Genomic DNA, 22,244 nt, shown 5'->3' on the forward strand with positions numbered 1-22,244 from the left:
TGCCCTTTTTTAGGCTATCTTCTGGAAAGGTGAGGTATTGGGAGTGGTTGTAATGGCAACTACGGTAGATTTTGTGCACGCTTATACTGCCGTGAATAATTCAGGTTAAATGTATACAGAAAATCGATAAGGAGAATTGTTAAAATGACAGAATACATGCGTTTGGAATCAGATTCAATTGGCGAGATGGAGGTACCGGGCGAGGCCTATTACGGAGTACAGGCATTGAGGGCAAATGAGAATTTCCCGATAACAGGCAACAGCCTGCATCCTGACTTTATCAAAAACATGGCAAGGATAAAAAGAGCCGCAGCTATCACAAATATGAGAGCAGGACGATTAAAGCCTGAGATAGCAAATGCTATAGAGTCAGCCTGCAATGAGGTGGTATGCGGAATGTTTGCATCTGAGTTTATAGTTGACGGAATACAGGGTGGTGCAGGAACCAGTGCAAATATGAATATGAATGAAGTGATAGCAAACAGGGCAATCGAGATGCTCTGCGGTAAAAAGGGAGATTATTCTATCGTACATCCAAACGATCATGTAAATATGGCGCAGTCCACAAATGATGTGATACCGACAGCCGGAAAGCTCACGGTACTGGATTTGTTAAAGAAACTGGAAAAGAGCCTTAAGAAGCTGGATAGTGCACTATATAAAAAGGCGGATGAATTTGACGGAGTGATAAAAATCGGAAGGACGCAGCTGGAGGATGCTGTGCCGATGAGACTCGGACAGTCATTCCACGCATATGCCACAATGATAGAGCGTGATATGGACCGCATAGAAAAGGCGAAAAAAGAGATGTATACGGTCAATATGGGGGCAACAGCTATCGGAACAGGCATAAATACTTCTGAGTATTATTTTGACCACATCGTTCCAACACTGGCAAGGGTCAGTGGGTATCCACTTGTACAGGCAGATGATTTGTTTGATGCGACAGAAAATCTCGATGGCTTTGTCAGAGTCTCTTCGTGCCTCAAGGCATGTGCTGTAAATCTTTCCAAGATGTGCAATGACCTTCGTATACTGGCCAGTGGACCAAAGGCCGGCTTTGGTGAAATCACACTCCCTGCAATGCAAAACGGCTCCTCAATCATGCCGGGCAAGGTAAATCCTGTCATTCCTGAGGTTGTATCCCAGGTGGCATTTCACATAATAGGCCATGATGTGACCATCACCATGGCAGCAGAGGCAGGTCAGATGGAACTCAACGCATTTGAGCCTGTTGTATTCTATAATCTTTTTGATTCGATAAGCACACTCACGCATGCTGTAGACACACTTACTGACAACTGCATAATCGGAATAACCGCAAATGAGGAGCGCTGCCAGAAGCTGCTTGATGCTAGTGTCGGAATCACAACGGCACTCTGTCCGTACATCGGATACAAAAAGGCTGCAAGCCTTGCCAAGGAATCGCTGCGCACAGGTGTACCTGTAAAGAAGCTGGTTTTAAAGCACGGACTTATGAAGGAAAAGCAGCTTGATGTGGTGCTTGATCCGTATGCGATGACAGAGGCAGCTACTAAGAAGAACAAGGCAAAGGTTGGTTAAAGCATGATAAAGGCAATTACAGCCACTTACCATTGAGAAGATATTGATTTCTCTCAGCTCCGACTGAGACAAATTGTATTTCATGTCTTAGCATGTCCTCAAGGAAGTTTATGTAGCGCTTAGCATTTACCGGCAGCTCATCATATGACCTGCAATTTGATATATCGGTTTTCCACCCCGGCAGCATTTTGACTACCGGGGTATATTTTTCCAGATTTTCGGTGGGGTCAAAGACGTTTGTTACAGCATTTTTATACTGATATCCTGTGATAACAGGAATCTGATCCATGATGCTCAGGACATCTAGCTTGGTCAGTGCGATTTCAGTCCATTCACCGTTCATAGCTTTTCCGCGACAAATGGTCCGGCTCCGACACAGGTAGAGTATGCCTTTAGTACACCGACCACATGGTCTAATGAGGCACCGGTATCTGTGATATAAGGTGCATATTTTGCAGCCTTCTGCCTGCACCATGACAAAAGAGCTGACAGAGACATAGGTTCCTGATGATAGCAGCCTGCAAGCTCAAGGTTTTTAGCTTCAAGCATGGTCTTAAGTCTGGCCTGTACATTCTCTTCGTCTAAGTGGAGTAAATCACCGAGACGGATTGTTTTTTTACGGTATTTATCGCTGTATGCATAGGCAATACCGCGTTTGGTAGAGCCGAAGGCTGCTCCGGACTTTGAAAGGCGCTCTTCCTCAAGCTCATCCTGTATTTTATGCCAAAGCCGATGGCAGAGAATGCGATAGCAAATAAAGAAATCGTTCAGATAGCTCTGGAGGAGGAGATACCGCAGAGAAATATATGTATGGTATACGATATTCATCACCCGATCAGTGCGGCGGCAAGAGAGTTAAAGAAAGTTATATCAGACAGCCATAAGGTGTGATTGGCAGTCGGTGGGATATACATAGGTAACTGGCAGGTTACATATTGCAACAGGTATGTTACACATTGGCAGGTTTGTAACTTACATCTCGTTTAATACTTTGTTAAAATATAGTCAGGCAGATAAGTTATAAGAATTTATCGGCAGAGTTTTTTAGGAGTATTTTTAAAATTGGAAGGAGATTTTACACTATGGCTAACAGAATCATGTTAAACGAGACATCTTATCACGGATCAGGTGCAATCCAGGAGATTGCAACAGAGGCAAAAGCGCATGGCTTTAAAAAAGCACTGGTATGCTCTGACCCTGACTTAATCAAATTTGGAGTTACAGCAAAGGTAACAGATATTCTTGATAAGAACGGATTGGAATATGAGCTTTACTCAGAGATTAAGCCAAATCCAACAATCGACAACGTAAAGCATGGCGTAGAGACATTTAAGAAATCAGGAGCTGATTACCTCATTGCAATCGGAGGCGGCTCTTCTATGGATACATCAAAGGCAATCGGTATCATCATCGCAAACCCGGAGTTTGAGGATGTAAGAAGCTTAGAGGGTGTTGCACCTACAAAGAAGCCTTGTGTTCCTATCATCGCAGTACCTACAACAGCAGGAACAGCAGCAGAGGTTACAATCAACTATGTCATCACAGATGTAGAGAGAAAGAGAAAGTTTGTATGTGTGGACCCACATGACATGCCAATCATCGCAATCGTAGACCCAGACATGATGTCATCAATGCCAAAGGGACTTACAGCATCAACAGGTATGGACGCACTCACACATGCTATAGAGGGCTACACAACAAAGGCTGCCTGGGAGATGACAGACATGTTCCATCTCAAAGCAATAGAGATTATTGCAAGATCCTTAAGAAGTGCAGTTGCCAATGAAAAAGAGGGACGTGAGGGCATGGCACTTGGAGAGTACATTGCCGGAATGGGATTCTCAAATGTAGGTCTTGGAATTGCTCATTCAATGGCTCATACACTCGGAGCTGTTTATGATACACCACACGGAGTAGCATGTGCTATGATGCTTCCAATCGTAATGGAGTACAATGCAGACTGCACAGGCGAAAAATATCGTGAAATCGCCCGCGCAATGGGAGTAAAGGGTGTAGATGATATGTCTGTAGAGGAGTACAGAAAGGCTGCAATCGATGCTGTAGCGCAGCTCTCTGTAGATGTAGGAATCCCAACAAAACTCGAGGCTATTAAGGAGGATGACTTAGACTTCCTCGCAGAGTCTGCTCACGCGGATGCATGTGCACCTGGAAATCCAAAGGATGCAAGTGTTGAGGATTTGAAGGCTCTTTTCCGTAAGATTATGTAATTCTGCAACAGCTTACAGGGATGTGGAGTTTGACATCTTGGCGAAAGCATGAGTATCGTGAGATTTTGCGAATGTATGTGGGATGTTTGTTAATAGTTACGATTAAGAATGAAATAAAATAGAAAATCCGGGAACTGTCAATTGACATCATTCCCGGATTTTTAACGCTGATATAACTATTCTGACCACCGTGCACATTGTAAAAACGCACGATACTTGTTCTAAATGGTTCTGAATATTACCTTGAATTATATCAGGTTTACCTCGCGAAACACGTCGGCAAGCTCCTTTGGCATAGCATCAGCGAGCAGTCCGGCAAGCTCCTGAGGGGTGAAGTTTTTATTGCCAAGCACCCACTGTGTTGTCATAAAGACAGAGCCCTGACAGTACATCTCAAGCTGGAACAATAGCTTGTCGGATATTTTCCGGTGGCTTTTTCCCTCAATCTGGTCAATATAAAACTGACGAATCAGCTCAAAATCATGCTCCTTTAGATTGTTCTGCTCATCATTTTTAAAAGCAGCCTTAAAGAAAAGTTGCTCCATCCGGATATATTCAAATTTTTTGATAAGGCTTTCGTACACGGTACTGCCCTCACCCATCTGGTGAAAGGATTCAATCAGTATCTTATCAAAATACCAGTTTATCAGGTCATATTTGTCCTGAAAATTTCTGTAAAAGGTTTGTCTGGTTACACCACATGTATCGCAGATTTCCTTAACCGTAATTTTTTCGACAGGAGAGGAAACCATGCATTCCTTCATGGCATTGGCCAGCTTGTATTTTATATTGTTGTTCATCTTTTCTCCCTGCAATAGTATGTTGCTGTCAGAACTTAAATTATTAAGCTTCTATACGCATATTTATATTATAATCAATTAAGGGATTTATGACAACGGATAAAAATAATAGATAGAAAATATAGAAAGAGGCTATATACATGAAAGACCTTACAAAAGGAAAACCATCAAGACTCATACTGGCATTTGCCATTCCAATATTTATGGCAAATATACTCCAGCTCACATACAGTATAGTTGACACGAGAATAGTCGGATCATATCTGGGAGAAAACTCACTGGCAGCAGTCGGAGCCACCACGACACTCAGCAATCTGATGATAGGCTTTTTGATGGGCTTAGCTAATGGATTTGCCATAATAACAGCCCAGAAATTTGGCGCAAGGGACTACGCCGGTGTAAAGAAATCGTTTGCACTGTCAATTAAAATGGGATGCATAATAGCGCTTGCTATAACGGTATTGTGCCTGTTATTTTTGCGTCAGATTCTTGGATTTTTAAATGTATCAAATGATTTGATGGGAATGGCTGTGTCATATATTTTTATTATAATAGCAGGGCTAGTAGCGACATTTTTGTATGATGCATGTGCGGCGGCACTTAGGGCACTGGGCGATACAGTTACGCCGCTTGTCATACTAGCCGTCTCGGTCTGTCTGAATATGGCAGGTGATATATTCTTTGTGGTCGTACTGAAGGCAGGAGTGGCGGGCGCTGCGATTGCCACTGTACTTGCACAGGTTATTGCGTTTATTGTGTGCTATGTATATATGGTAAAAAGATATGAGCTTTTGAGATTGTCCCGCAGTGATTTATTTGACAGTCATTTACTGCGAAGACACCTGAAATTTAGCGACGAAAATTGTGATACCGAAGGAGCAGAATTTAAAGGCATCGAGAATAATATGACACCTGAAGTAATAGCTGTGATGAGAAAGACAATGCTTAAGGCAGGTCTTTCTATGGCATTTATGAGTTCGCTGGTCAATATAGGCTCGCTGACCCTGCAGACTGCCATAAACCTACTGGGACAGGATATTATAGTAGCTCACACGGCTGCCAGAAAGATATCGGAGATATTCATGGTCATGTTTACCGTGTTCGGACAGACAATGGCGACCTTCTGTGGGCAGAATATAGGAGCGGGAGAAGTAGCCAGAGTGAAAAAGGGCATAAAACTGGCAATATTCTATACCTGCATATGGTGTACGATGGCAATTATCGCAAGCTACACAATAGGACCATGGCTGGTGAAGCTTGTAACAGGCACTAATAATCTTATTGTTATAAAAAATGCCACAAATTATCTCAAATTTGACACTCTGTTTTATTATGTGACCGCTGTTATATGTATAGTGCGAAATGCAATGCAGGGGCTTGGAGAGCAGATTACGCCGCTTGTATCAAGCTCACTTGAGATGGTGGGAAAGATAGTCATTGCATTTACACTTGTGCCACTGCTTGGTTATACAGGAGTGATAGTGGCAGAGCCGATAGTATGGTTTATCATGGTGATACCTCTTTTGGTGAAGATATACACAATGCCGGTGCTTAGGAAGCAGCCGGTTTCAGTGAGTTTGAAAAAATAAAGAGAGAAATTTTAGAATTTTTGTTTATAAAATACAAACCGCTTGCTATTTCTTTCACATATGATAAAATATAGTCAAAGCAGTTTTTCTATAGCAACCTGTGCGGTCGTTGGCACATTAATTACAGATATGACTATATGCTCTGTAAATATGTGAGGCATAATAAGATGTCGTCCGGCGATAAGGGCGTGCAGGGTCTTCAATACCTTAATTATTTTTCATATTCCCTGAAATTCTTGCTTTTAAATGTTTCATTATTTTATGTAAAGCAGGATAAGAGGGCTTTTACCACACAGATATTTCCTGCTTTAGTGTTTTCAAATGAAGGAGGCTATAGACTATTGTATTGACAATGATATTCTGAAGGAGTTTCTAAAGACTTACAGAAGTGAGGTGACGAAGAGTATGCAGTTAAATTATGAATTTGACAGGCAGCTTGAGCTTGAAAGAGCTGATGCTATCGAGGAAGGGATGGAAATAGGTATAGAAAAAGGTATAGAAAAGGGTATAGAAAAGGGCGCAAATAAGATGCTGTTTACTCTGGTAACAAAGGGCAAGCTCGATATTGGTACTGCAGCAGAGGAAGCCGGTGTCAGTGTCAGTGAGTTTGAAAAATTAATGAGTGAAGCAGGCTATAAGGTGCCGGAGACTGTGTAGTATCAGGCATGAATAATTTATCAAAATGTAAATAGCAAAAATCCGCTAACCATTGTATTTGGTATAGCGGATTTTTTATGTCATATAATCTTTACCCCCAATTTACATCAACCCCATTTCGACTTTACAACTTTAAGTTATAGTAATTTCAGCAGCTGCGAAATACACTAACTTAATTTTGTGGAGGAAAATATGAGAAAGAACAAGAACATACTGAAGAAGGGCATGCTCCTTGCAGCAGTTTCAACAATGGTAGTTACCATGGCACCGGCAATTCCGGCTTATGCTTATGGTGAAGCAGATTCAAAAACAGGTCAGGCGGATTTTAATGCGGCAACAACACGCTCAGTGGATTATCAGAACTGGTTAACAGATACATGGCAGGGCGGTAAGCAGGACTTTGCCAATACCAATCAGATTGCACTTACACCGGGCTCTACAGCAAAGGATCTGGGCTTTGCATGGTATTCAAAGACTAAGGGCACGCCGGCTGTGATGGTATGGAAGGACGGCGCAAAGTCAGGTGCACAGATTGTAAAGGGTACTGCAACAGATATAAATGCAGCAAACTGGCAGAAAGAAGCCTATGTTGCTTCAAATAAAGTAAGCATCAACGGTTTTTTTGAACCGAATACAAAGTATGTTTATCAGTATACAGACAATTATTCTGACAATGGTGATACCGTATGGTCAGCTGAGTATACATATACCACACACGCTACAGATACATTTTCTGTAATTCTTACAGGAGATCCTCAGATTGGAGCGTCAGGCAGTAAAAGTGATAAAGATGCAAACGATATGAGCGTTGCTCAGGATGCTTACAACTGGAACAAGACAATGCAGAAGGCTATGGAGATTGATCCGGATGCATCATTTCTTTTATCGGCTGGAGACCAGATAAATGAGTCCAATGCAGAATCGGAGGAGACTAAGAAGACCAGAGAGAGCGAGTATGCCGGATACCTTTATCCGTCAGTGTTCAGAAGTCTCCCTATTGCAGCCACAATCGGAAACCACGATAAGGATGGCTCTGACTACACTGCGCATTTCAACAATCCAAATTCAGAGGATAAGCTGGGAAGCACCGGTGCAGGCTGTGATTTCTACTTCAATAACGGAAATGTATTGTTCATTTCTTTGAACAGTAATAACCGTAATCAGGCAGAGCACAGAGAGTTAATGAAAAAAGCTATTGAAAGCAATCCGGACGCAGCCTGGAAGGTAGTGGTATTCCATAGTGATATCTATGGCTCAGGACAGCCACATGCAGATACAGATGCTACTACAAACAGAATTATCTTTGCACCGCTCATGGATGAGTTTGATATTGATGTATGTCTTACAGGTCATGATCATACATATTCAAGAAGCTACCAGGTACAGGATGGAAATGTCATCGACTATGATTTGAGCAAAGGTTCGGTTAATAATCCTGAGGGAACTCTTTATATCACAACAGGCTCAGGCTCAGGTTCAAAATACTATAACCTGTTAAATTACACTCCATACTATATCGCAGAGAGAACCAATGCATGTCTGCCTTCATTTTCTACTATAGATTTTTCAAGTGGAGCAATGACCATAAAGACATATGACTACAACGGAAACAAATATGCAGATGATTTCACAATCACAAAGACAACTGATGCGCAGAGTGCAGATGAGGTGATTGCGGCAGCAGATGCACTGGTAAACAGCACAGCTGTAGCATATACAGATGACAGCATGGGTGCATTAAAATCAGCACTCGCTTCTCTTAAGGAGCTTAAGGCTTCAGGCACAACAGCAGATGATCCGATGGTCAGTGATATCACAACAAACTATGGAACAGCAAGTGATCGTGTTAAGGGATATGGCTCTATAGCAAATGATTCTGACAAGGATGGTGAAAAGAACCGTTTCAAGAAGGGTATTTCTACACTTCTTGACAAGACAATCTATACTCAGGTAGCAGAAGGTAAGGAGGAAAACCTATCCGATTACAGTGTTGATAAGGCACCTGTTATAAAGGGTATTGATGAGGCAAAAAAAGCAGTTGTAAGTGCAATAAATGCTTTACAGGTTAAACAGACCGCTCCAAGTGGGAACCAGAATGGAAATGCTGACCAGAGCGGAAACGGAGCACAGGACAGCGCAAACCAGAACGGAAACGGGGCACAGGGTGGCGCAGGCCAGCAGATTGCGGGAAACAATGCAGGCGGATCAGGAAGCCAGAATGTCAGCACAGCAAATACAGGTGCAGGCAAGTCTGATTCTAATAGCGTAAAAACTTCAAAGAGCGCTAAGGTAAAGACAGGAGATGTTAACCATGGCGGTATGTATGCAGCACTTGGAGTATTAGGCGCAGCAATCCTCGCAACAGTGCTTGGAATAAGAAAGAAGGGTAAGTTTTGGCAAAAATAATTGACACATTAGGCAAATACCTTATTGTGGCTCTTATTACACTGGCAATGTTTATATTCTTTCAAAGCGTTGAAAGAAAACCGCTTCTTGCAGATGATAATACATCGTTTGTGAGAGCGGTGGTTACGCAAAACGATAATGAAGACCTTCAGGCTGAAGCCTCACTGGATAGCGGTGACAGCCAGAGGGTTGTTTTGCTTATCAAGTCAGGAAGCCACAAAGGTGAGACTGTTGATGCGTACAGCTTGAACGGATATTTATATGGTGCCAACTGCAAGGTAGGCACACGAGTTATTGCTAGTCTGTCGGAATATGATGGCAGTCTTTCTGCAAATGTTTATAACTACGACAGGGAAAATGAGATATGGGTGCTTTTGGCGGCATTTTTTGGACTTATGTGGCTGGTTGGAGGAAAGAAGGGTTTTAATTCCATTCTTGCGCTTATATTTACCTTTGCCACTGTTATATTTTTGTATATTCCGCTCATGTATATCGGAGTTTCTCCTTTTATTGCGGCAACGGCCTCTGTCGTCATTATTACAGTTGTCACGTTCACACTTATAGCAGACTGGCAGATGAAATCCATAGGTGCCATACTTGGAACTGTTTTTGGAGTCGTAGTTTCCGGAATAATCGCGCTGCTTTTCGGATACTTCGGACATGTGACAGGCTACAATGTGGATGATATTGAAAATCTGATTTATGTTGGGCAGAACTCAAAGCTTGATATAGGTGGCATGCTGTTTTCCGGTATACTCATTGCATCGCTTGGAGCAGTGATGGATGTGGCAATGTCTGTAGCAACATCGCTTCATGAGATAAAAGAAAAAAGTCCTGATATATCTGCAAAGGAGATATTTAAGTCGGGCATAAATATAGGTCGCGATATGATTGGAACTATGTCAAATACGCTGATTCTTGCTTATGTGGGCGGAAGTCTCGGACTTGTGATGGTTATATATGCATACTCGTATCAGATGCATCAGATACTCAATATGTACTCTATGGCAATTGAGATAATGCGAGGCATATCAGGCACAATGGGAATTATCCTGACTGTGCCGATTACATCGCTTATTATGTCTTTTCTTCTGACAAGAAAAAGAAATGAAAATATATAGTAAATAAAAAACCTGAGATTTGATTCTCAGGTTTTTTTAGAAATATGAGCTTATACTTTATTCATCAAACTTTTCTGCCTTATCGAAGAGCTCATAAACCTCTTTTGAAGGCTCCTTTGTGCAAAGTGTCACAACAACGGCTGCGATAAGTCCAAAAACAAATCCCGGCAACAGCTCGTAGATTCTGGTTGATGAGAGGAATGCATACCACAATATATCAACGGCAGCACCTGTTATGATTCCTGCAACAGCACCCTTGAAGTTAAAGCGCTTCCAGAAGAGGCTAAGCATGATTGCAGGTCCAAAGGCAGCTCCAAAGATACCCCATGCATTTGAAACAAGCGCCATGATAGAGCCGGCGTTAGGGTTTGATGCGATGATGAGTGCTGCAACAGCGATTCCAAGAACAACGATACGGCCAGTCCACATCATCTCTTTATCACTTGCCTTGCCTTTTCTGATGACAGGCTTATACACATCACTTGAGAATGCAGATGAAGCAGCAAGAAGCTGGCTGTCTGCGGTACTCATGGAAGCGGCAAGCACTGCTGAGAGCAGCATACCTGAGATAACACCCGGGAAAATCTTTCTTACAATCTGGATGAAAACAAGAGAGTTTTCATTTATAGATTCATCAAAGCCAAGGAAAAGTCTTCCGATTACTCCGATTAATGTTGCAAAAAATACAATAAGCAGAGTCCATGTGATACCGATTTTTGCTGATTTCTTCAAATCCTTCTGTGATTTGATGGACATGAATCTGATAATGATATGTGGCATACCAAAGTAACCAAGTCCCCATGCCAGTCCTGACACGATATCCTGCCAGCTTGAGAATGGATTTAAGTAACCGCCCGGGAGTGCTGACATGGATGATGTATCAAGCATAAATGCTGCAAAAATAGGTGCTATAAACATAGAACCCAGCACGAGCATGCCCTGAAAGAAATCTGTCCAGCATACAGCCGAGAAACCGCCGAGGAAGGTATAGCCTACGATGACAACCGCTGCAAGATACATGGCAATCTGTGGGTCCATTCCTATTACAGTGTGGAAAAGAGTACCGCAGGCCTTTACGCTTGATGCTGCATAAATAGTGTATGCAACCAAAAACACAATTGCACATATCACCTGCAGTGCAAGTGATTTGGACAGGAATCTGTTGGTCAGATACTGCGGAATGGTGATTGAGTCGTTTGCTACAATCGAGAATTTTCTCAATCTCGGTGCTTCAAGCAGCCAGCTTATAGTGTAGCCGATTGCAAGTCCTACAGGAATCCATACCTGACCTAAGCCCAGTGCATAGATAGAAGTAGGAAGTCCCATGAGTACCCATGCACTCATGTCTGAGGCTCCGGCTGACAGTGCCGCAACCCATGGTCCCATCTCACGTCCACCGAGGAAGTAGGTCTTTTCTCCACCGTTTCTGTTTTTCACGAAGAAGAAGATACCGATACCCAGCATGCACAGCAGATAGACGATAAATACAATAATTTCTGATGTTTTCATTTGTAGTACCTCTTTAATAGTTTATTTAGTAACCATGCTACCACGTTAGCGTGATAAAGGCAAGAAAAACTTTCTCTTGACATATTTCGAAAAAAGTTTAAAATAGTGTTTAATTTAATAAGTAATCCAACAAAAGAGCGATGTTGTTCATACATCGCTCTTTTTTGCATTTTTATGCATGGTTGGAGGAAAGCGAGGGTGTATTATGAAAGAATTGAGTAATGTTATTTCGGCAATTGATGACTTTGTCTGGGGGCCGGTTATGCTGGTGCTCTTGGTTGGAACAGGGATTTATCTGACATTTCGGACGAGATTTCTTACATGGAGAAACCTGGGATATGCGCTAAAGAGCACACTCAGCAAGGAGGCTCGCACAAAGAGCAGAGGAGAGGGGGATGTATCACCGTTCTCGGCACTGACCACGGCGCTTGCAGCTACAATCGGTACAGGCAATATAGTAGGTGTCGCTACAGCTATGGTTTCCGGAGGACCGGGAGCACTGGTATGGATGTGGATTTCAGCAGCCTTTGGACTTACATCAAAATTCTCTGAGTGTATGCTTGCCATCAAATACCGGGAGGTAAATGAAAAGGGCGAAATGAGCGGTGGCCCGATGTATACGATGAAAAAGGGAATAAAGAATAAGAAGCTTGGAGCTGTTTTAGCATGGTTTTTTGCATTTTTTGCAGTGGTAGCTTCGTTTGGAATCGGAAACATGACACAGGGAAACTCTATATCAGGTGCATTAAAGGCTACCTTCAATGTGCCAACCTGGCTGTCAGGAATAATTATTACAGTGTTTGCCCTTCTAATCATCGTAGGTGGAATCAAGTCAATATCAAAGGTTTCATCGGTTGTTGTGCCTGTAATGGCTATCTTCTATGTAATATGTGGACTTATAGTAATAATAGGAAATATCTCTAACCTTCCGGCCGGCATTGCAATGATTTTCAAGATGGCATTTTCTGTCAAGGCAGTGGGAGGCGGAATGTGTGGAACAATCGTTGCATCAATGATGAATGCTATGCGTTATGGTGTAGCCAGAGGTGTTTTCTCAAATGAGGCAGGCATGGGTTCAGCTGCAATCACAGCAGCGGCAGCCACAACCGACAATCCGGTACGCCAGGGTTATATCAACATGACAGGAACCTTCTGGGATACAATAGTTGTTTGTACAATCACCGGACTGGCAATTGCATCATCAGGCGTGCTTGGCATGAAAGATGCTGCTGGAAATTATCTGACAGGCTCTGATATCACCATAGCGGCCTTTAAGACAGTGCTTGGAACAGGCGGAGGATGGCTTGTGACAATAGGTATCACCCTGTTTGCTTTTTCGACAATACTTGGTTGGGAGTATCACGGAGAGAAGGCCTTTGAGTATTTGCTTGGCACACACAGGTTTAACATGGTTTACAGGGTGATTTTCTCACTCGTTGCATACATAGGCTGTACACAGACTCTGAGCCTGGTGTGGAACTTCTCAGATATCGCAAACGCACTTATGGCTATTCCAAACCTCATCTGTATGCTTCTTTTAAGCGGTGAGATAGCAAGTGATATAAAGAAATTCCAGCCGGAGATAAAATAGTTTAGATTTTCTGTTGACGAATACCCTGCGTTGACATATCATAATATATAAGTAAAAGGGAGTAGCCGGCACGAAAGTGCTTACTTATCCGTCAGTACGATTGCTCATACATATCATACATATATGACAGCAATCCGGAGAGTGATTAAATGGCGAGACTTTTGTTGTTTTATACAGCAGAAGTGTCGCCTTTTTTGTATATAAAAGCCTTCTGCTGATAAGACATAGATGTAACTATCAATTAATCAGGCATCCTTAAAAAGGACAGCAGAAGGAGGAAAATTATGATTTTTGTAGCAATTTTACTGCTTATAGCAGGCTTTGTAGCACTGGTGAAGGGCGCGGATGTGTTTGTGGATGGAGCGGCGGCGCTCGCCGGGAAATTTGGTATTCCGCAGCTTGTGATTGGACTGACGATTGTGGCGATGGGTACGTCGCTGCCGGAGGCGGCAGTCAGCATCACTGCAGGAATAAAGGGTAATGCGGGGATTACAGTCGGCAATATTGTCGGCAGCAATATACTAAATATCCTTATAATCCTGGGAGTGACGGCACTCATCACAAATGTAGCCATACAAAAAACCACCTTCAAATACGAGATACCGTACATGCTTCTTATCACAGCGGTGCTTCTCGTGATGGGAATGACAGGCAATGAAATCACATTCATTGAGGGTGTTATACTGTGGATTTTATTTATTGCATATCTGCTTTATTTGTATATTCTGGCAAAAAAGGGCAATGACAGCGGTGATGAGCATTCGGTAAAGCTATATCCGGTATGGAAATGTCTGCTCTTTATTGTGCTGGGCGGTGTGTGCGTCGTAATTGGAAGCCAGTTTGTCGTAAACGGTGCCACGACCATAGCAAGAGCCTGTGGCATGAGTGAGCGCTTTATCGGACTGACAATCGTTGCATTCGGCACATCTCTTCCGGAGCTTGTTACATCTGTTTCAGCAGCACGCAAGGGAAATGCCGGTATAGCGATTGGAAATATAGTCGGCAGCAATATTTTCAATATACTCTTTGTAATCGGAACAGTAGCTCTCATTTGTCCGGTACCGTTTGAGAGCAGGTTTGTGATTGATACAGTTGTGGCAATCCTGTGCGGTGTGCTCCTGTGGGGCGGTACGATAAGACATAAAGAGCTTAGAAAGCCATGTGGAGTGGTGATGCTGCTTTGCTATGCGGCATATTTTGTATATTTGGCAGCTATGTAATGATGTATTTTTTGAATTGCGATGACTGTGTTTAAAAAGAGTGTGATGAAGAGATAATAATTAAATTTAGCAAACTGTCAATAATTGTGCATACAAATCGACGCTTTTACATCAAAATGATTGAGATTTCGCATTAAATATAAATAATTAATTAAAAATAGCACTCTTACTTGACAAGTGCTGATTGCAGGTGTATAACGTAGTCAGAACGAACGGAAGGAAGCGATTATAATGGATAAAAACCCAAAGCATCCATTGAAGAAAAAAAATAAGGCAGATGCAAAGAAGCATCAGAAGCATGTATACGAATAGCAGCTTCCACTAAGGAATACTATCCAGTAAGCACAATGTACCCCAGCCCGTCACAGGGTTGGGGTATTTTGTATTTTTGGAAGTGGTTTCAGAGACAGCCCGTGAGGCAGTTGTAAATACATTTTCACCGGCACCTTTTATGAGAGAAGCTTTAAGCTTGTCGCCATACATATAGAGGTCATTTCCACGCACAATTCCCCATTCCATCAGAAGCGCAGCCGCACCGGTCACAAACGGTGCAGCCATAGATGTCCCTGTTTTTGAAGTGTAGCCTCCTGTGTTTGAGCATGAAATAATGTCTACACCGGGCGCAATGATATCAGGCTTTATGCTGTCAAAGGCCCAGGTATAGCCTCGGCCGGAAAAGGCGGCTGTGCGGTTTGTGCGGCTGTCATAGGCTCCGACAGATATGACATTTTGAGCGGTTGAGGGGATGGTCAGGGTGATATCAGGCGATGCATGGATAAATGAGGTCTGTGCATTGCGCAGAGCACCTGACGGCAGCCATATATCCCATGAGCCGTCCTTTACAGATATGGGTTCAAGTGATATTTTCCAGATGCCGGGTGAGATGTATTCCGATCCCATGAGTTCAATGAATATTTCCTGAAAGGGAGAGTAGGGAGAGGGACCGCCGCCTGTTATATATATGTCTGTCCCATCGAGATTGTATCTGTATGTAAAGCCCTTTGCCTGATTGGTAATTGTATCGGGAATCTCCAGCATATCATTATTTGGTGCACTAATGCTCAGCTGTATCTCATCCCAGTATTTCTTCCATAAATCAATGGAAAGAGACGGCTCAGGATAGCCTATTGCAAGCTCTGCATCGGCAGGGTATGAGCTGCCGTTTGCATGACCAAAGCCGGCTCCATCGTTACCTGAGCCGACTGAGACAGCGCAGCGGTAATTTTCTGCTATATAGTCCAGGTATGCTTCAAGCAGTGAGGTGCCGCTGTGCGAGCCGTTGCTTGTGCCAAAGCTTAGGTTTATGGCGATAGGCATGTTCATATCGATTGATTTTCTTATGCAAAAGTCTACTGCCAGCATAATCTGCGTGGTTGTGGGAAAGCTGGCACCGCCTGAGGTTTTGAGTTTTACGATTATAAGAGTGCTTTCATAAGCAACACCGCGGTATTTTGTGTTTTGTTCATTACCATTACCATTTCCGTTTCCGGCAGCGATTCCTGCCACATGAGTTCCGTGCCCGGATATGTCGATGCTTGGGCAGATGCGCTGCATTTCTAAGCTGTTTTCTGCATTTATGGCTTTGGTGATTGTATCGCGGCCATATAAGGTGCCGAAAGGGATGATATCACTGTGTGAGGAATCATCGGAAACAGTCTGGTCCCACAGATAGGCGATTCTGCTTACACCATCCTGTATAAAAGCCGGATGGGCATAGTAAATTCCGGAGTCGATAATGCCTACGAGCACACCTTTTCCGGTCAGATTATATGGATTGGTGTGTACGGGAGTGATGCATGAGGCCTGCGAGCCTTCGTACACATCGTAGTTAAACTGCTTTGGCTTTTCCATATATATGATTTCATCGCACAGGGCAACGGGATTTACAAGTGATTTCTCGATTACGAGTACCGCATAGTTTCCGAGCAGCCTCGTGATGAGTACAGAAGGATACTTTTCTTTTATTTTTTCGATGTCACCGACATATTTTACTATCACTTCCCAGCTATCACTCTCCGGCAGATAGCCGCTTGAAAGCCCGCCATCTTTTCCAAGCTCATAAGGGGTGGACAACAGGGCAGCGGACAGCTGTGGAGAAATTTTCTCACTAAAAGCTATTTCCACACTAACCTCCATTTTTTATTAGTAAAATATTAAACAAATCTTAAAAGACAGATGCAATATATATTTGGTATGATTATGTCATAATCGTAACTATTCAGAATCACCCCACGCACATTCGCAAAATCGCACGATACTCGTGCTTTGTCTACACTCCGTTACGGTCCGCGCTGAACAAACGTCCCCCGGACGTTTAGCGCCGCTGCTACGCAGCTAATTTTACTCATATGTGTGGGGTGGCTCTATTCGAGCCACCTTGAGAACAAGAAAACCTGCTGCTTACATGCAAGCATGACGCATCAGCTTTTTTGTTCTCAGTGGTTCTGAATAGTTACTTATAATCAATATATTATAAGAAACCGGGAGGTCGAAATGAGTAAAAAGAAAAAGATAATCATTTCAGTGATTGCAGCTGTGCTTATCATAGCAGTGATTGTGTCAGTTGTTGTCATTGCAATGACAAAGGGAAAGAATGCAGCAAAGGCATCGGGAGTCTATGCAAACAAGGTCGCTGATGTCATGTATCAGGCGGGAAGTACTGACAAGTACAGCGGTGTCGTGGAAGCAGCCGATACCATGGATATCAAGGCTGACACTGAAAAAACGGTAAAGGATATTCTTGTGTCGGAGGGGGATGAGGTACAGGTGGGCACACCTCTTTTTACCTATGATACAAAGGATCTTGCTGCGAAAAAGGAAAGCGCCACGCTTGAGCTTGAGAGCTTAAACAATACGCTTTCCGGCTATGATGCACAGATAGAGCAGCTCACAAAGGAAAAGAAGGAAGCGCCAAAGGATCAGCAGCTTGACTATACACTACAGATTCAGCAGGCGCAGACACAACAGAAGCAGACTCAGTACGATATTGCAACGAAGAAGGCAGAGATAGAAAAGTATGATGAGAGCATCAAAAATGCCACTGTAAACAGTACAATGGTCGGTGTTGTTAAGAAAATCAATGAGAATCAGAGTGCAGATACAGCAGATACTGCATTTATGACAATTGTTGCCACCGGTGATTACAGGGTAAAGGGCACAATTGATGAGCAGAGCTTTTTAAACAGTGGACTCGCAGAGGGGCAGGCAGTTATAGTGCGCTCGAGAGTTGATGAGTCAAAGACATGGCAGGGTACCATCAGCAAGGTTGATACTGAGAATCCTCAGACTGATAACAGCAATTCCGGTATGTATGATGATGGAAGCAGCGAGCAGAAGGCATCAAAGTACAACTTCTATGTGCAGCTTACAGGCACAGGCGACATGCTTTTAGGACAGCATGTATATGTGGAGCCGGATTTCGGACAGACAGAGGTGAAGGATGGTATTTGGATTGATGAGAGCTATGTCGTAAAGGATGGCGATGATGCATATGTATGGACACTTAATAAAAAGGATAAGCTTGAGAAGACAAAGGTTGAGCTTGGAGACTATGACGAGAATCTCATGATGTATGAAATCAAGTCAGGGCTTACAAAGGATGACTATATAGTATGGGCATCTGATGACCTTTATGAGGGTGAGCCGGCACAGACATGGGAAGAGTACGTTGAAAATGGCGGCGGTGAAGAGTCAGTCTATGACGATATGGGTACAGAAGCTCTTGATGACCAGATGCTTGAGGGCACTGAGGGCGGTCCTGTTGATGATGGCACAATGGACGAAGGTGCTGCAGATGCCACCGGTTCAGGTGACGCGGAGGTACATTAGATGATTCTAGAACTCCAGCATATTTATAAAAACTATGACCAGGATAAGCTCGTGGTGCCGGTTTTAAAGGATGTTTCACTCCAGATTGAGGAGGGAGAGTACGTGGCAATCATGGGGCCGTCGGGCTCCGGCAAGACCACTCTCATGAATATAGTGGGCTGTCTTGATCTGCCAACATCGGGCACATATATACTTGACGGCAGACCTGTCAGTGAGCTTATGGAAAAGGAGCTTACGAGAGTCAGACGGGATACAATTGGATTTGTATTCCAGAATTTCCAGCTCATGCCGAGAGAGAGTGCACTGGACAATGTATGCCTGCCACTCATATATGCCGGTGTGAGCAAAAAGGACAGAAGGCAGATGGGTATGGAGGCATTAGAGCGTGTAGGGCTTTCAGACAGGGCAGATTTCAAGCCAACACAGCTTTCAGGAGGACAGAAGCAGAGAGTGGCGATAGCGAGAGCAATGGTCAATCATCCAAAGCTTCTGCTTGCGGATGAGCCTACGGGAGCTTTGGATTCAAAGTCAGGCAAGCAGGTGCTTGAGCTCTTTGAGAGCCTTAATGAGTCCGGTGTGACGGTAGTCGTGATTACACATGACAGAAAGGTAGCCGAGCAGGCAAAGCGCATCGTCCACATCATAGACGGCGAGATAACAGAGGAAGGACAGGAGGCAGGTAATGAAAAAGAGAATTAAGATCATTATAATAGCTGTCCTTGTAGTTGCAGTTGCAGCGGGAAGCATCACAGGAGTTGTTTATTACAGGAATTCCAAGGGGCTTGCTTCCGTCATGAGTGTTTCAATGATCAGCACGACAAACGACTACACATCCATGACCAGTGAGGGAATGGTGTGTGATGATGCATGTCAGACAATCAATTTAAAGGATGGACAGAAGGTGACAGAGGTTTATGTCACAAAGGATCAGCAGGTAAAGGCCGGAGATAAGCTTCTTGCATATGATGTGACGAGTCTTTCGCTCTCGGTTGAGATGAAGCAGCTTGAGATACAGAGTCTTGAGAACCAGCTTGCATCGGAAAAGCAGAAGCTTGACAAGCTAAAGAACACTAAACCGGTTGAAAAGCAGCCCGAGATTCCTGTTACACCTGAGCCACAGCCTGACACACAGCCGTCTGCGCCTGAGCAAACGCCTGATGAACAGCATGATGTGATATCTGATTTGTCAGAGGCCAAAGGAAGCGGTACAGAGGACGATCCTTATGTATTTAAATGTACAGAAGCTTCATATGTATCAGGAGAGCTTTTGAATACACTTTCAGAAAAGAGCGCGGTAGCGCGGTTTGTAATAGGAGATGCGGATGCACCTGATATGGAGCTTATCGTAAGAGGAGATAGGCTTGGCGGCTATGATGAAAGCGATGAGATAAAGCTTTTCCTTGCAGGCACAACTACAGCAGGAGATGCTTCTGATGATACAGAAGGAAGTGAGCCGTCAGATACCAAAACAGACAGTGCCACAGAACAGACCGCACAGACAGAAGCTGATACCGCAGCAGAAGAAAAGACATACACAGCAGATGAGCTTAAGGATGCCATAAAGGAGCAGACCAGAAGTGTTGCCGATGTTGATTTACAAAAGAGAATTGCACAGGCTGATTTAAAGGAACTGCAGAGCGAGCTTGAGGATGGCGTGGTATATGCAAAGAAGGATGGAATCGTGACAACAGTCGGTGATCCTGCCAATCCACCGCAGGACGGTACACCTTTCCTGCAGCTTTCGGGAGCATCAGGACTGTATATCAGCGGAACAATCGGTGAGCTGGATCTGGATACGGTAAAAGTAGGACAGAGCGTATCAGCAGTCAACTACATGACAGGTGATACCTATGAGGGCACGATATCCGAGATAAGCAATGTGCCGTCAGACAGCGTAAACTATTATGGAGACAGCAATCCAAACTCCTCATTCTATGAGTACACTGCATACATTGAGAATCCGCAGAATCTCAAAAAGGGCGATTCGCTTGAGCTGACCATAGATACATCATCGGAGGGCTCTGACAGCGGACTATATATCGACAAGTCATATGTCAGAACCGAGAACGGACAGTCATATATATACAAGGATGACAACGGAAAGCTCAAAAAGCAGTCTGTCAAAACAGGCAAGTCGCTCTGGGGCTCATATGTGGAGATAAAGTCAGGTCTGACAAATGATGACTATATCGCATTCCCGTATGGAGTCAGGGAGGGCGAGAAAACCAAGGTGTCGGAAGATGGTATGTATTAGTTTAGCAGGGAGGATTAAAGATGCTTGAAAATATTAGATTGTCCTTTAGGGGAATCTGGTCACATAAGATGCGTTCGTTTCTGACCATGCTTGGAATCATCATCGGAATTGCAGCAATTATTGCGATTGTTTCCACAATTCAGGGAACAAACGAACAGATAGAAAAGAACCTCATAGGTTCGGGAAGTAATAACGTAAAGGTCACACTGCAGAAGGATGGCTATGATATGGATCTGTCATATGATACGGCGCCGGCGGGAGTGACTGAGGTATCGGCTGCCACACTTGACAGCATAAAGGAGCTCGACCATGTACAAAATGCAGCTCTTTACCGTACAAGACAGGCTTACAATGCAGTCTATTATCTGAACACGGCGCTTTCGGGCGGAAATATAACAGGTGTCGATGACGGATATTTCGATACTGCAAGCTATGTAGTCATGAAGGGCAGAGGTTTCTCAAAGAATGACTATGCAAAGGCCCGCAGGGTGGCACTCATCGATGAGAGCGTGGAGAGCAGTCTGTTTTCAGGAGAGAGCGCGCTCGGCAAGACAGTAGAGATACAGGGATATCCGTTTACAGTAGTTGGTGTAGTCACGGAAAAGGACAGCTATGATCTGGTAATAAACTCAATGGATGATTACTATATGTATGCCTATGATGACAGCCAGGGCAATGTATTTGTGCCAAGCGGAACATGGCCGGTTATATTTGGTTATGATGAGCCGCAGAACCTTTTGCTTAAGGCAGACAGCACGGATACCATGGCTACAGTGGGAAAGGCTGCTGAGGAGATACTTAACAGCAATTTAAATGTCACAGACGGCTCTGATGTGACCTACAAGGCACAGGATTTACAGGAGCAGGCAAAGCAGATACAGCAGCTCAGCCAGTCAACCAATATGATGCTCATATGGATAGCCGGAATATCACTGTTAGTCGGTGGTATCGGTGTAATGAATATCATGCTTGTGTCAGTCACAGAGCGTACCTCAGAGATAGGACTAAAAAAAGCAATCGGAGCAGGAAAGGGAGCAATCCTCGGTCAGTTCCTCACAGAGGCTGTTGTGCTCACAAGCCTTGGAGGCTTAGTCGGAGTGCTGGTCGGAGTGATACTCTCGAAGGTCATCTCAATGCTGAATGGTACGCCGACAGCGATAAGCCCGGCAGCAGCTATACTTGCGGTACTTTTTTCCATGGCAATCGGAATCATATTTGGTATGCTTCCATCATACAAGGCAGCGAACTTAAACCCGATTGACGCACTGCGCCATGAGTAATTTTTATTAAAATTGCCGCTATTGTGAAAAAAATAACAATTCTTTGTATTTTGATGAATACAAGGGTAGAAAAAGTTTAAAAAATTTTGTAGAATGTTCCTAGTAGATAAATACTAGGAGCATTTTTTTAGAGGAATCAGGTCATGTGATATGGGAAGTGTCACATGATGTAATGATTCTTCTAAGTATGTAATTAAT

17 protein-coding genes are annotated in these 22,244 nt (G+C 43.6%); 12 read left to right on the top strand and 5 right to left on the bottom strand.

Features of this window, described 5'->3' with window-relative positions; translation table 11 throughout:
• Window positions 1-144: 144 nt before the first annotated feature.
• Window positions 145-1,563: an aspartate ammonia-lyase gene (locus ACTQ1L_RS14535; protein WP_441367914.1), complete on the top strand. Its 1,419-nt coding sequence runs from the start codon at window positions 145-147 to the stop codon at window positions 1,561-1,563.
• A gap of 16 nt (window positions 1,564-1,579) precedes the next feature.
• On the opposite strand, the gene ACTQ1L_RS14540 is transcribed toward ACTQ1L_RS14535, so the two are convergent.
• The gene (locus ACTQ1L_RS14540; protein WP_441367916.1) at window positions 1,580-1,906 is read right to left on the bottom strand and encodes an adenylosuccinate synthetase; all 327 of its coding nucleotides are present in this window, start codon (window positions 1,904-1,906) and stop codon (window positions 1,580-1,582) included.
• Complete coding sequence (locus tag ACTQ1L_RS14545) at window positions 1,903-2,391, bottom strand: adenylosuccinate synthetase (RefSeq protein WP_331675731.1); 489 nt, start codon at window positions 2,389-2,391, stop codon at window positions 1,903-1,905. Before ACTQ1L_RS14545 ends, ACTQ1L_RS14540 begins: the two co-directional genes overlap by 4 nt.
• 254 nt (window positions 2,392-2,645) lie before the next feature.
• Between ACTQ1L_RS14545 and fucO the strand changes: the two genes are divergently transcribed.
• Window positions 2,646-3,791: a lactaldehyde reductase gene (gene fucO / locus ACTQ1L_RS14550; protein ID WP_015516933.1), complete on the top strand. Its 1,146-nt coding sequence runs from the start codon at window positions 2,646-2,648 to the stop codon at window positions 3,789-3,791.
• Between the two features lie 248 nt (window positions 3,792-4,039).
• Here fucO and ACTQ1L_RS14555 read toward each other — a convergent pair whose 3' ends face one another.
• Complete coding sequence (locus ACTQ1L_RS14555; RefSeq protein ID WP_441367918.1) at window positions 4,040-4,591, bottom strand: TetR/AcrR family transcriptional regulator C-terminal domain-containing protein; 552 nt, start codon at window positions 4,589-4,591, stop codon at window positions 4,040-4,042.
• Between the two features lie 140 nt (window positions 4,592-4,731).
• On the opposite strand from ACTQ1L_RS14555, the gene ACTQ1L_RS14560 reads away from it, so the two are divergent.
• From ACTQ1L_RS14560 to ACTQ1L_RS14575, 4 genes are all read left to right on the top strand, one after another.
• Complete coding sequence (locus tag ACTQ1L_RS14560; RefSeq protein WP_441367920.1) at window positions 4,732-6,180, top strand: MATE family efflux transporter; 1,449 nt, start codon at window positions 4,732-4,734, stop codon at window positions 6,178-6,180.
• A gap of 321 nt (window positions 6,181-6,501) precedes the next feature.
• A complete protein-coding gene (locus ACTQ1L_RS14565; RefSeq protein ID WP_441367921.1) occupies window positions 6,502-6,837 on the top strand; it encodes a hypothetical protein in 336 nt (111 codons plus the stop codon).
• Window positions 6,838-7,029: 192 nt separating this feature from the next.
• Window positions 7,030-9,243, top strand: coding sequence for a metallophosphoesterase (locus ACTQ1L_RS14570; protein WP_441367923.1), 2,214 nt, complete (start codon window positions 7,030-7,032; stop codon window positions 9,241-9,243).
• Entirely contained in the window at window positions 9,231-10,364 is a 1,134-nt protein-coding gene (locus ACTQ1L_RS14575) for a YibE/F family protein (protein WP_441367924.1), read from the top strand. Before ACTQ1L_RS14570 ends, ACTQ1L_RS14575 begins: the two co-directional genes overlap by 13 nt.
• A gap of 57 nt (window positions 10,365-10,421) precedes the next feature.
• Here ACTQ1L_RS14575 and ACTQ1L_RS14580 read toward each other — a convergent pair whose 3' ends face one another.
• On the bottom strand, window positions 10,422-11,873 hold the full coding sequence (locus ACTQ1L_RS14580) for a sodium/proline symporter (protein ID WP_441367925.1): 1,452 nt from the start codon (window positions 11,871-11,873) through the stop codon (window positions 10,422-10,424).
• Window positions 11,874-12,078: 205 nt separating this feature from the next.
• Between ACTQ1L_RS14580 and ACTQ1L_RS14585 the strand changes: the two genes are divergently transcribed.
• Together ACTQ1L_RS14585 and ACTQ1L_RS14590 are read left to right on the top strand one after the other, a co-directional pair.
• The gene (locus tag ACTQ1L_RS14585) at window positions 12,079-13,464 is read left to right on the top strand and encodes an alanine/glycine:cation symporter family protein (protein ID WP_441367926.1); all 1,386 of its coding nucleotides are present in this window, start codon (window positions 12,079-12,081) and stop codon (window positions 13,462-13,464) included.
• A 284-nt stretch (window positions 13,465-13,748) separates the two neighbouring features.
• Window positions 13,749-14,684 carry a calcium/sodium antiporter gene (locus ACTQ1L_RS14590; RefSeq protein ID WP_441367928.1) on the top strand — a complete coding sequence of 312 codons (936 nt, stop codon included), beginning with the start codon at window positions 13,749-13,751 and terminating at the stop codon, window positions 14,682-14,684.
• Window positions 14,685-15,005: 321 nt separating this feature from the next.
• Here the strand turns inward: ACTQ1L_RS14590 and ACTQ1L_RS14595 are convergent, their stop codons facing one another.
• The gene (locus tag ACTQ1L_RS14595; RefSeq protein ID WP_441367930.1) at window positions 15,006-16,808 is read right to left on the bottom strand and encodes a S8 family peptidase; all 1,803 of its coding nucleotides are present in this window, start codon (window positions 16,806-16,808) and stop codon (window positions 15,006-15,008) included.
• A 369-nt stretch (window positions 16,809-17,177) separates the two neighbouring features.
• On the opposite strand from ACTQ1L_RS14595, the gene ACTQ1L_RS14600 reads away from it, so the two are divergent.
• The 4 genes from ACTQ1L_RS14600 to ACTQ1L_RS14615 are packed head-to-tail and all read left to right on the top strand — an operon-like array spanning window position 17,178 to window position 22,046.
• A complete protein-coding gene (locus ACTQ1L_RS14600; RefSeq protein ID WP_441367931.1) occupies window positions 17,178-18,512 on the top strand; it encodes an efflux RND transporter periplasmic adaptor subunit in 1,335 nt (444 codons plus the stop codon).
• On the top strand, window positions 18,513-19,211 hold the full coding sequence (locus ACTQ1L_RS14605; protein ID WP_441367933.1) for an ABC transporter ATP-binding protein: 699 nt from the start codon (window positions 18,513-18,515) through the stop codon (window positions 19,209-19,211).
• A complete protein-coding gene (locus ACTQ1L_RS14610; protein WP_441367934.1) occupies window positions 19,195-20,766 on the top strand; it encodes a biotin/lipoyl-binding protein in 1,572 nt (523 codons plus the stop codon). Before ACTQ1L_RS14605 ends, ACTQ1L_RS14610 begins: the two co-directional genes overlap by 17 nt.
• 20 nt (window positions 20,767-20,786) lie before the next feature.
• On the top strand, window positions 20,787-22,046 hold the full coding sequence (locus tag ACTQ1L_RS14615; protein WP_441367935.1) for an ABC transporter permease: 1,260 nt from the start codon (window positions 20,787-20,789) through the stop codon (window positions 22,044-22,046).
• The last annotated feature ends 198 nt before the right edge of the window (window positions 22,047-22,244 follow it).

It is taken from the genome of Agathobacter sp. LCP21S3_B2 (genome assembly GCF_052118705.1).
GTDB lineage: Bacteria > Bacillota > Clostridia > Lachnospirales > Lachnospiraceae > Roseburia.